The organism is Escherichia sp. E14S1 (assembly GCF_004211995.1).
Lineage (GTDB): Bacteria > Pseudomonadota > Gammaproteobacteria > Enterobacterales > Enterobacteriaceae > Escherichia.
On the sequence record NZ_RHJQ01000013.1, the window covers coordinates 17,197 to 29,091 of the forward strand.

The 11,895-nt window shown below is 45.4% G+C and carries 10 protein-coding genes and 1 pseudogene; 6 read left to right on the forward strand and 5 right to left on the reverse strand.

Annotated features, from left to right (window positions below):
- The first annotated feature begins 174 nt into the window (after window positions 1–174).
- A complete protein-coding gene (locus D9734_RS15760; RefSeq protein WP_130208767.1) occupies window positions 175–1,407 on the forward strand; it encodes a sensor domain-containing diguanylate cyclase in 1,233 nt (410 codons plus the stop codon).
- 30 nt (window positions 1,408–1,437) lie between these two features.
- Here D9734_RS15760 and smrA read toward each other — a convergent pair whose 3' ends face one another.
- Window positions 1,438–2,001, reverse strand: coding sequence for a DNA endonuclease SmrA (gene smrA, locus D9734_RS15765; protein ID WP_130208769.1), 564 nt, complete (start codon window positions 1,999–2,001; stop codon window positions 1,438–1,440).
- A gap of 654 nt (window positions 2,002–2,655) precedes the next feature.
- Between smrA and D9734_RS23370 the strand changes: the two are divergent.
- The 4 genes and pseudogenes from D9734_RS23370 to uspE form a co-directional block, all read left to right on the forward strand.
- Window positions 2,656–2,768: pseudogene (locus D9734_RS23370) on the forward strand (AbgT family transporter); the annotation flags it as partial.
- A gap of 39 nt (window positions 2,769–2,807) precedes the next feature.
- On the forward strand, window positions 2,808–3,323 hold the full coding sequence (ogt, locus tag D9734_RS15770; protein WP_130208908.1) for a methylated-DNA--[protein]-cysteine S-methyltransferase: 516 nt from the start codon (window positions 2,808–2,810) through the stop codon (window positions 3,321–3,323).
- 194 nt (window positions 3,324–3,517) lie between these two features.
- Window positions 3,518–4,270: a fumarate/nitrate reduction transcriptional regulator Fnr gene (gene fnr / locus D9734_RS15775; RefSeq protein ID WP_000611911.1), complete on the forward strand. Its 753-nt coding sequence runs from the start codon at window positions 3,518–3,520 to the stop codon at window positions 4,268–4,270.
- Between the two features lie 150 nt (window positions 4,271–4,420).
- Window positions 4,421–5,371 (forward strand): universal stress protein UspE, encoded by a 951-nt coding sequence (gene uspE, locus D9734_RS15780; RefSeq protein ID WP_130208771.1) that lies wholly within the window; start codon window positions 4,421–4,423, stop codon window positions 5,369–5,371.
- Between the two features lie 50 nt (window positions 5,372–5,421).
- On the opposite strand, the gene D9734_RS15785 is transcribed toward uspE, so the two are convergent.
- Complete coding sequence (locus D9734_RS15785; protein ID WP_130208773.1) at window positions 5,422–5,679, reverse strand: DUF2534 family protein; 258 nt, start codon at window positions 5,677–5,679, stop codon at window positions 5,422–5,424.
- Window positions 5,680–5,922: 243 nt separating this feature from the next.
- Here D9734_RS15785 and ynaI point away from each other — a divergent pair, with 243 nt between their 5' ends.
- Complete coding sequence (ynaI, locus tag D9734_RS15790) at window positions 5,923–6,954, forward strand: low conductance mechanosensitive channel YnaI (protein WP_130208775.1); 1,032 nt, start codon at window positions 5,923–5,925, stop codon at window positions 6,952–6,954.
- A gap of 57 nt (window positions 6,955–7,011) precedes the next feature.
- On the opposite strand, the gene D9734_RS15795 is transcribed toward ynaI, so the two are convergent.
- The 3 genes from D9734_RS15795 to mppA all read right to left on the reverse strand — a co-directional run bounded on the left by D9734_RS15795 (window position 7,012) and on the right by mppA (window position 11,821).
- Window positions 7,012–8,937 (reverse strand): GH25 family lysozyme, encoded by a 1,926-nt coding sequence (locus D9734_RS15795; protein ID WP_130208777.1) that lies wholly within the window; start codon window positions 8,935–8,937, stop codon window positions 7,012–7,014.
- Between the two features lie 3 nt (window positions 8,938–8,940).
- Window positions 8,941–9,927 carry a GH25 family lysozyme gene (locus tag D9734_RS15800; RefSeq protein WP_130208779.1) on the reverse strand — a complete coding sequence of 329 codons (987 nt, stop codon included), beginning with the start codon at window positions 9,925–9,927 and terminating at the stop codon, window positions 8,941–8,943.
- Between the two features lie 280 nt (window positions 9,928–10,207).
- Window positions 10,208–11,821, reverse strand: coding sequence for a murein tripeptide ABC transporter substrate-binding protein MppA (mppA, locus tag D9734_RS15805; RefSeq protein ID WP_130208781.1), 1,614 nt, complete (start codon window positions 11,819–11,821; stop codon window positions 10,208–10,210).
- Between the last annotated feature and the right edge of the window lie 74 nt (window positions 11,822–11,895).

Below are 11,895 nucleotides of genomic sequence, written 5' to 3' on the forward strand. Positions count from 1 at the left end.
AATGATTAATAAAATCCTGTCAAAACTAAATACAGAAAGCAAAATACTTTTCATGATTAGAAAAGGGGTAAAGTGTTAAATAGCGTCTATCATTATCAGAATTATCTGATCATTCGTGGTGGCATTTTTGCGATCAGATAACAATAGAAAATTGATAAAAATAACGGGATTTCAATGACTACGCACAACTTCAATACCCTGGACTTATTAACCAGTCCTGTCTGGATCGTTTCCCCCTTCGAGGAACGGTTAATTTATGCCAATAGCGCTGCGCAACTGTTGATGCAAGAACTCACTTTTAGTCAGCTACGAACCGGCCTCTATTCCGTCTCCTCCCAAAACGAACTGCCAAAATATCTCGTAGACCTGCATAACCAACTCGATATTGTAGAAATTCTCACGGTCAAGCGTAATGGTGAAGAGACAGCACTAAGCTGTCGGTTAACCCTCAAAGAGATTGGTGATTCTGGGGAAGTGATTATATTTGAAGGGATGGAGACACCCGCAAGTCTGGGCTTAAAAGCCAGCCGATCTGCAAATTATCAGCGTAAAAAACAAGGGTTTTATGCGCGTTTTTTTCTGACTAATTCCGCGCCAATGCTGTTGATAGATCCCTCGCGTGATGGCCAAATTGTCGACGCCAATGTGGCCGCACTCAATTTCTATGGCTATAACCATGAAACAATCTGTCAGAAACACACCTGGGAAATTAATATTCTTGGGCGTCGCGTGATGCCTGTCATGCATGAAATTTCGCGTTTACCCGGCGGACATAAACCTCTTAACTTTGTCCATAAGCTGGCAGATGGTTCCACTCGCCATGTGCAAACTTATGCCGGGCCAATTGAGATTTATGGCGACAAGTTAATGTTATGCATCGTGCATGACATTACCGAGCAAAAAAGGCTGGAACAACAACTGGAACACGCGGCTCACCATGACGCGTTGACGGGGTTACTTAACCGCCGACAATTTTATCACATCACCGAGCAAGGCCAGATGCAGCATCTCGCAATCGCTCAGGATTACAGTTTGCTGCTTATCGACACCGATCGTTTTAAGCATATTAATGACCTGTACGGTCACCAGAAAGGTGATGAAGTTTTATGCACTCTGGCACGTACACTCGAAAGCTGCGCTCGCAAAGGCGATATGGTGTTTCGATGGGGAGGTGAAGAGTTCGTCTTGTTATTACCCAGAACTCCGCTGGATACCGCAATTTCTCTCGCTGAAACTATCCGATTGAGCGTGGCAAAAGTGAGTATTTCTGGCTTACCGCGTTTTACGGTCAGCATTGGCGTGGCACATCACGAAGGCAATGAAGGCATCGATGAACTGTTTAAACGCGTAGATGATGCGTTGTATCGGGCGAAAAATGACGGACGCAACCGCGTACTGGCGGCTTGATATTTTCAATAGCGCGGAAGCGTCAATGAATTATCGACTGCGTTTAGCGTGACGCTCCCAGTTTTCTTGTTTCGCCTGCGCTGTTTTACGCAGTGCAACGTAACACGCCCCGCTGCCGCCATGATGCGGTAGCGCGGTGCAATAAGCCTGTACATCATCAAACTCTGTCAGCCAACGTGCGACATAACTACGGACAATGTTGGCGTGAGACTTATCTTCTCTGCCTTTGCCGTGAATAATAAGTACATTACGCAAACCATCCGCCCGCGCCTGATGAATAAAACTAAACACCATTTTGCGGCACTCTTCCACCGACTGGCGAAGTAAATTCAGGCTAGCCTGTTGCGGATATTTGCCGCTGCGTAGCTTATCGATCACCCCATGTTGCAAACCTTCCCGACGAAATTCCAGGGGCTGATTTAGCGGGATGATGTCGAGAAATCCTGTGGTGAGGAAATTATCAAGTTGCAGCGTGTCTATACGCTGTGGCGCGCGTTGGTTACGCACAGGATGCCAGTGGACATCAGTAGCGCGTTTCAGTGGTTGGACATCTTCCATGGCGTCAAGAAACAGCGATTTGTCGTCAAGGTTCATGTAACCTCCTATGTACCTTCGCACGTCGTGATCCAGACGAGTTAATTTTTCATACATCTGATGCTTGCTGTATCGTTCACTTCACAAGTTGAAGCAACATCTTGCTCCATACAGGCTAGTGTCCCCGCAGGCGGGGCATTTTATACCAGCCTGGTTGCAGTATCGAACAGTTTAAGCCGGGAGTGAGCCTGCACAGGCCCTAATTAAGGCGATTTGTCCATCACAGCAACCAATATATGATGACGGTAATTTGTTGCACTTCGCCTGAAATATACTTCAGCAAATCACTCTGCAATATGTTTAAACGCCGAACAGGTTAATCATCCGCTAAATTCACCAGTCGATTAACGATGCATGATTATTCAATCACGAGATGAACGTTTTAACTTATATTTTCGTGAAATCTGTCACTGAAGAAAATTGGCAACTGATGGGCAAAACCGTTATAACACTGTCACCGGCTGACAGGAAGCAGGCCGGATTCAAGACGCGGATGCACTGCTGTGTGTACTGTAGAGTCTGGCGGATGTCGACAGGCTCTATTTTTTTATTCATTTGTTTGCATTGCAGAAAACCACATTCTCGTTGGTGTCGGGAGAAGTAACGAAGCGGCAGACGCATTTAGCCCGGAAATCCACCTCAGCGCTATCGATCAAACCGGAAACTAATCCAGGTACCTACTATTCATTAGTCGTACCGTACCCTCTTATCTTCTTGTGGTATGGCTGCTAATGTTGCTTGCATGGTATCTTGTCGGTCTGCTGATTAGTCGTGGGTTTACCCACATTTATCTTAAGAGAGAACGGATGCTGAGATTACTTGAAGAAAAAATTGCCACGCCACTGGGTCCTCTGTGGGTTATTTGCGATGAACAATTTCGTCTGCGGGCGGTTGAGTGGGAAGAGTATAGCGATCGCATGGTGCAATTGCTGGACATCCATTATCGCAAAGAAGGTTATGAGCGTATTTCCGCCACCAATCCCGGCGGGTTAAGCGATAAACTTCGTGATTATTTTGCCGGTAATCTAAGCATTATTGATTCCCTACCCACTGCCACCGGCGGTACGCCATTTCAACGGGAAGTATGGAAAACGCTACGCACTATCCCGTGTGGACAGGTAATGCATTACGGTCAACTGGCAGAACAACTAGGCCGCCCAGGGGCCGCGCGTGCCGTCGGCGCAGCCAACGGTGCAAACCCGATCAGTATTGTGGTGCCTTGTCACCGGGTCATTGGCCGAAACGGCACGATGACAGGATATGCAGGCGGAGTGCAGCGAAAAGAGTGGCTATTGCGCCATGAAGGTTATCTTTTACTGTAAACATTAAGCAATTTGTGCCTGCGCGTTCACAGTTTTACGTAAAGTCACCCTTAACAATCTAAGGTTTTTCAATTAGATAGACATAAATTTACATCTATTATCGGAATTCTCCGCTGTTAAGGTTTGCTTAGACTTACTTGCTCCCTAAAAAGATGTTAAAATTGACAAATATCAATTACGGCTTGAGCAGACCTATGATCCCGGAAAAGCGAATTATACGGCGCATTCAGTCTGGCGGTTGTGCTATCCATTGCCAGGATTGCAGCATCAGTCAGCTTTGCATCCCGTTCACACTCAACGAACATGAGCTTGATCAGCTTGATAATATCATTGAGCGAAAGAAGCCTATTCAGAAAGGCCAGACGCTGTTTAAGGCTGGTGATGAACTTAAATCGCTTTATGCCATCCGCTCCGGTACGATTAAAAGTTATACCATTACAGAGCAAGGCGACGAGCAAATCACTGGCTTTCATTTAGCAGGCGATCTGGTGGGTTTCGACGCCATAGGCAGCGGTCATCATCCAAGCTTCGCCCAGGCGCTGGAAACCTCGATGGTGTGTGAAATACCGTTCGAAACGCTGGACGATCTGTCCGGTAAAATGCCAAATTTGCGCCAACAAATGATGCGTCTGATGAGCGGCGAAATTAAAGGCGATCAGGACATGATCCTGCTGTTGTCGAAGAAAAATGCCGAAGAACGTCTGGCTGCATTTATCTATAATCTGTCCCGTCGTTTTGCCCAACGCGGCTTCTCCCCTCGTGAATTCCGCCTGACGATGACTCGTGGCGATATCGGTAACTATCTGGGCCTGACAGTTGAAACCATCAGCCGTCTGCTGGGGCGCTTCCAGAAAAGCGGCATGCTGGCAGTCAAAGGTAAATATATCACCATCGAAAATAACGATGCGCTGGCCCAACTAGCCGGTCATACACGCAACGTCGCCTGATTTTTCCGCATAACTCACTATCCTTCTGTCATATCATTAAATTTTTCTCATTTATTGATCTGGCAGAAGGTTCATCACTGTTTCATTCACCAGATCTAGGTTACTCTTTTAATACAAACTGCATTGACAGTTGTTGTAAGGAGACTCTGTATGGCTATGTATCAGAACATGCTTGTTGTTATCGATCCTAATCAGGACGATCAACCCGCATTACGGCGAGCTGTTTATTTGCATCAACGGATTGGTGGCAAAATTAAAGCCTTTTTGCCTATTTATGACTTCTCATACGAGATGACTACCCTACTCTCCCCGGATGAGCGGACCGCCATGCGTCAGGGCGTCATTAGTCAGCGTACTGCGTGGATCCACGAGCAGGCGAAATATTATCTTAACGCTGGCGTTCCCATTGAAATTAAAGTGGTCTGGCATAACCGTCCTTTCGAAGCCATCATTCAGGAAGTACTTAGCGGTGGGCACGATCTGGTGCTAAAAATGGCGCACCAACATGACCGCCTGGAAGCGGTGATTTTTACGCCAACAGATTGGCACCTGTTACGCAAATGCCCGAGCCCGGTGTGGATGGTGAAAGACCAGCCGTGGCCGGAAGGGGGTAAGGCGCTGGTGGCGGTGAATCTCGCCAGCGAAGAGCCGTATCATAATGCGCTCAATGAAAAATTGGTGAAAGAGACGATCGAACTGGCGGACCAGGTCAACCACACCGAGGTACATCTGGTTGGTGCTTATCCAGTAACCCCCATCAATATTGCGATTGAACTGCCGGAATTTGATCCAAGCGTTTATAACGATGCTATTCGCGGGCAACATTTACTGGCGATGAAAGCCCTGCGGCAGAAATTCAGCATTGACGAGAAAATGACGCATGTCGAAAAAGGTCTACCGGAAGAAGTGATTCCCGATTTAGCGGAGCATTTACAGGCAGGGATTGTGGTTCTGGGAACCGTAGGACGCACTGGTATTTCTGCGGCATTCCTTGGCAATACGGCGGAACAAGTGATTGATCATCTTCGCTGCGACCTGCTGGTGATTAAACCCGACCAATACCAGACACCTGTCGAACTGGATGACGAAGACGACGATTAATCGTTCGTCACTTACTTTCAAGGCCCGAAGTTACGGGCCTTTTCTTTTACTTACTTTTCCTCTCCACCGAGGAAATAAATACCCAGCGGGATTGCCAGTAACACGGTAAAGACCAGACTATAGACAAAAATCATCGATGACTGAATCACATACATGGATGTCGTCCATTCGGACAGCGGGATATTGTATTGTTCAATAACACCACCGATAGTCGCGCGAGTCACTACCGACGCCGCAATAATGAAAACCGCCAACAAACCTATGAGAAACTTTCTCCCTTTCGCTGACTTCAGTTTCGCCATGATCATAATATAATCCTTTTGCAGATAAACCCTTTGTTACTTGTGTGTAACAATACCATGACATTTTGGTGTTGTCTGCCCTGAAAGCAATAGATTGTCGCGTAACATATCATCAACTCGTTGATAAATTAGCTAATGTTGCTACTTCCTTCCCTGCCTATTGATGATATGCATGAATTATCGCGATAAAATAACCCCGCCAGGGGTTTCCGGCATGACGTCAACAATCTGGAGGAGCCTAATAAAACAATGATCGCTGAACTGTTTACAAATAATGCGCTTAATCTGGTCATTATTTTCGGTAGCTGCGCAGCATTGATTCTTATGAGCTTTTGGTTTCGCCGTGGAAATCATAAAAGAAAAGGATTCTTATTCCACGCAGTGCAATTTTTAATCTACACCATAATTATCAGTGCTGTTGGTAGCATCATTAATTATGTCATCGAAAACTACAAACTCAAATTTATCACACCGGACGCCGTTGATTTTATCTGTACGTCACTGATAGCCCTTATCCTGACGGTTAAGTTATTCCTTCTAATCAATCAGTTTGAACGGAAGCAGATTAAAAAAGGCCGCGATATTACCAGTGCACGGATTATGTCGCGGATCATCAAAATCAGCATCATCGTCGTCATTGTTCTGCTCTATGGCGAACATTTCGGCATGAGCCTTTCAGGCTTGCTGACTTTTGGTGGTATTGGTGGCCTTGCAGTAGGTATGGCCGGTAAGGATATTCTGAGCAACTTCTTTTCCGGCATTATGCTCTATTTTGATCGCCCCTTTAGTATTGGCGACTGGATCCGTTCTCCTGACAGAAATATCGAAGGAACGGTGGCAGAAATTGGCTGGCGAATGACTAAAATCACCACATTTGATCATCGTCCGCTGTACGTGCCGAACTCACTGTTTTCATCTATCAGCGTTGAAAACCCCGGTCGAATGACCAACCGTCGTATTACTACGACCATTGGTTTACGTTATGAAGATGCGGCTAAAGTGGGCGCTATTGTCGAAGCGGTACGCGAAATGCTTACAAATCATCCCGCCATCGACCAGCAGCAAACCCTATTGGTTTATTTCAACCAGTTTGCCGATTCGTCGCTAAATATTATGGTTTATTGTTTTACTAAAACCACGGTTTGGGCCGAATGGCTTGCCGCCCAGCAGGACGTATATTTGAAAATTATCGATATTGTACAGTCGCATGGCGCGGATTTTGCCTTCCCCAGCCAGACGTTGTATATGGAGAATAACACACTACCAGAACAGGTGAAGTAATAACCTGCAGAAACTGGATGGCGATATGCTTATTCGCCATCCAGTCTTATTTATTATTCAATTAACAGCAGCCAGCGCGACATTATTCTCGCCAGCTTTAAACTGAACATATTGTTCCTCAGTACCAAAGAAAACTTCAGACTCCGTACTGTGACCGATCCCCGGCACCGTTTCATTCCCTGAATATTGCCAAAGCGTCCAGGGATTGCGTCCTTCAAGCTTCACACCAGCTTGTCCCCAATACCCCATCCACACCATATACTGCTCGAATCGGCTATCCATGAAATGTGACAGGTTATTATGATTTCCATAAAATATGGGTGTTTTGTGATAATTTTGGTAGATTAAATCGGCAAAACGCAAAATATCATTACGTGCATTAGCCATTCCCGATTTTTTAAAGCAGTTTAGTTGAGTTGTATCTTCACCTTCAGGATTTACCAATAAAATGCCGGGCGGTAACATTTTCGGCTCTGCGGGCAGGAGACTTTTTGCCGTTTCCAATTGCGCCTCAGGTGTGCGGCAGAAATCAAATTTGAAATAACCTCCACGGTCAAATTTGGAATCAGCTAATTGTTTCCAGTGAGACTTAAATGATGAATCGGGACCTCTCCAGCCAACCACTCTCGCATACACAAAACGCGCAGACGATTTTTTCTGGAATAATTTCCAGTCTATTTCGCCATCGTTAGAAGAAATATCTTGCCCGTGAATCGGGTAAATTTCCGGCGTTTTAAAAATACGAATGTCAGGATGGTTGGGAATTGCACTTACGGGGCCATAAGGAATCTCAATCGATTTATTATCATTTTCCTGATTATCTGCGGGGACAGGGGCTGACTTATCAATCGAGAATGAGGCTACATCAATATTCGTAAACTCCCCTGCTTTACCCGCAGCCATCTGAGTCTTATTATCCAGACGACTTGCCGCAGGTTCATTGATGAAGAAGAATCCCCCTGGACCCGCTGGCATTTCTGTTGCACCTATCCAGGCATCGCTTAAATGTAATCCCTTACCTTGTTCATCCAGTTTTTCATTAATATCTGAATATTGATCATTAACATAGATAAATAAACTCAACGTTCTGGTTATTCCTGCGTAGTATTCCTTTTTTCCATCTACTTTTACCATATACGACTTACCAAAACGTTCGTCGGCAACGCCATTCGTTACTCCTTTGATAATTGTATCGAAAAAGACACTGCCGCGCTTTGCCTCCAGTGAGTAAACCTCTGTTTTATCATCACCGGCAGCTATTGCATAGGCACCAGGATTACTGTACGAGTTAGAATTACCCGCGCCGATAGTCATGCCATACAAGCCAGAACCAAAGCAGGCATTGACTAAAGTCAGAACATGGAAATAACGCTTTGCCAGAATATTAAGTTGTGTGTTCAGAGCTGGCATTTCATACATGCCTTTTGAACCATCAATATCCGTAGCGTTGCTCAATACAAATGCAGGTGCTTTATCAGAATTACCATTTTGAGTGCCAAAACGACCATGGCCTGAATAAGCAATTAACAAGCGAGCTTTCTTATCAAACATCATCCCTCTGGCAGGTAAATATTCCTTTAAAAAATAATTAATATTATCTAATGAAGCTTCCTGATCTCTCAATAAAATAACCTCATCAAACTTCTGTCCGTTGATCAGAAAATCAGCCATTCTTTGGCCATCCACCGCGGCTGCCGGAATATCTGCATGTAATAGTGGATATTTTGAAATTGCAATAATCAACCCGATGGAGCGCGTTTTCGCTGCATCCTGATCGGGTATTTTTAACGCATCACTGATCCGGATATCCAGTTTCCCTGGGTTCTCTGGCCCATAGTGGACAAAAAAATGACAATATTCATCAGGGACCATTGCACCATTTTTGCAAATGTCATCTGCGCGGGCATCAGTCATTCCCAGTGATATTCCTGCAATTAACAGCCCCAGGACCGTTTTACATAAATTTGGCCATCGCCTGTTCATGATTTAAAACTCCTGCACACCCAGAGTGGAATAAAACTCAGCGGTCGGGCCCTTGTATATACTGGCATCGAATTTCTGACTTGATCCCAAATTAAGCTGCGCAGCATCGGTAAACTGCCAGATTGCCCATTTTGTCTGGTTAATTGAACGCGGCGTTTCGCTGGCCTGTGCCTGATTAGAATAATCAGCCAGCCACAGATTATGTTCTGCAACCTGGGCAAAACTTTTTTCTCCGCCGACGGCATCTTTCCACCACGCCCGCGCAGTGTAGATAACCGGTTTACGCCCTAAATCGGCTTCTACCTGCGCGGTGAATGCCTTGATCATCGTGATTATTTCAGTGGGTTTACGCTTCTGCCAGCGGTCCTTACCTGTTGATGAATCTACATCCCACTCAACATCCACCGCCGGTGGCATATCTGTCGCCCTTAACCCGCCATTGGCTTTAATAACTTTAACAAACGTCATTGCCTGCTTGCGTCCCCACAATTCCGCGTCGTCTGCCGGTGTGCCACTGGAAAGAAAGTGGTAGGCCCCACGGTGAAGTTTGATCCCTCGCTCAGTATCCCCAGCCCGCTGCCAAAAACCGGCGAATTCAGGATCAACATAACGCGTTCCTTGACTGGACTTCATATACAAGAACACAGACTTATTTTTTGCCAACAGTTCGATCGGGAAGTTTTTACCGTTATGATGGCTGATATCCACACCAAATAAAGAACTGGGTCGTGGTTGATTCAATACCGAATCGTAAGCGACATCAGCCGGAAATTTAAAATATTTTTTTACCGCAAAGGAATCAAACTCTTTATCACGAGATGGATCCGATTCCAGTATTTTTACAAACAATTCTTGTCGTGAGAGATCATTCGTTAAGTTTTCCAGCCCCAACGACGTGGCATCGGGCAGTGATTCTGCGGCCAGACTTAAAGAAGGATAATGAAGGAGTAATAACGAGATAACTAAAGGCATAGCTAAGGATTTTTTCATTTTACCACCCCATTTTAGCTGTGTGTCTGTTTGCGAATGAAAATTTTCACAAGGAACGCAATACGTCTTGCGTTGTAAAGAAAAGTAAAGCACAGCTTATATTGGGAGTATGTAATACACCTTTTAAATAAAATATTTGATTATTATTTATGCTGAACATTGGCAGAAAAATTCAAATAATTATCTTGGGTGTGATTTTTATAGGGGGGATTTTAAAAAAGAAGGTATTTTATCGGGGTTGTTAAATCTGGCGCGCATAAACGCGCCAGATGACATCATATTAATGCTTCACAATATACATTGTGCGACTATACGCCACATCTTCCGGGTTATTAATTGGATAACCTTTCAACCACGGTTTGATTAATCTCCCATTGGTATACTGGTAAATCGGTGCAATAGGCGCTTGTTCTATGAGAATTTTCTCTGCCGCGTTGTAATCGGCATTGCGCGCTTTAACGGTATTTTCAGTCGATGCCTGGGCCAGCACTTTATCGTATGCCGGATTATTAAACCCTGAAATATTTCCCGAGTGCGTTGACGTTAACAGCGTCAGGAAGGTAGACGGTTCATTATAGTCCCCTACCCATGATGCGCGGATAACGTCAAAATTACCGGTGTTACGGCTATCGATATAGGTTTTCCATTCCTGATTTTGCAATTTGACGTCCACACCAAGATTCTTTTTCCACATCGACGCTACGGCAATCGCAATTTTCTGATGGTTTTCTGAAGTGTTATACAACAGCGTCAGCTTCAGCGGTTTTTGCGGACCATAACCGGCTGCGCTCAACAAAGTTTTTGCCTGCGCATTCAGTTCTTCCTGACTCATTTGTTCAAACGGCGAAGGCTCCGGCGTAAATCCGGCAGTAACATCTGGCGTAAAATGCCATGCTGGTTTTTCACCGGTGCCTAATACTTTTTCCGTCATCAGGCGGCGGTCAATCGTCATACTTAATGCCAAACGAACGCGTTGATCTGCCGTCGGACCTTTTTGCGTATTGAAGGCATAATAATAAGTCCCCAGCTGCGGCGGTGTATAAACCTGCCCTGGAATATCCTTCAACAGCTTTTGATACATATTTTTCGGGAAGGACTCAGTGATATCAATATCACCTGCAAGATAACGTTTCGTGGCAGCGGACTCCTGGTTAATCGGCAGGAAAGTCACTTTTTGCAGTACCGTTTTTGCGTTATCCCAATAATGGGTATTCGGTACAACCACCAGCTTTTCATTCACTACGCGTTCTTTAAGCACATATGCGCCGTTGCCGATAAGTTTCCCTGGTTTTGTCCAATCTTTACCGCTTTCAACGTTGGCTTTTTGCACCGGGAAGAAGGCAAAGTTGGCCGTCAAATTAACAAACCACGGCAATGGCTTATCAAGCTGGATTTTCAGGGTATGGGCATCAACGGCAGTGACGCCAAGTTGGTCAGGCGTGGCTTTACCATCAATAATCGCCTGAGCATTGTTTACCCCCGCCAGCGCGGCAAACCAGGCAAATGGGGACAACGTTTTCGGGTCTACCAGACGTTGCCAGCTATAGACAAAATCCTGCGCGGTAACCGGTGTGCCATCTGCCCATTTAGCATCATCGCGCAGGGTAAAGGTCCAGATACGGTTGTCATTGCTTTTCCACTGGGTGGCGACGCCGGGGACAATATCCCCTTTTTCATTCTGATTCACGAGTCCTTCAAACAAATCGCGAATCACCTGAATCTCTGGCAAACCAACCGCTTTCGCGGGATCCAATGATGCAGGCTCATCCTTAATATGACGCACCAGCTCCTGCTTGTCTGCCAGTACTGTGCCGCTCGGAACATCAGCAGCATACGAAAGAGAAATGCTGCTGACTAACAGCGCACAACAAGTTACTGAAACAGAGTGCTTCATAAGTTACCCTCAAACCGACGTTAATATTGATGCGTAATTATTTGTTTCTCCTTAAAGAAATGCAAATAACTTCC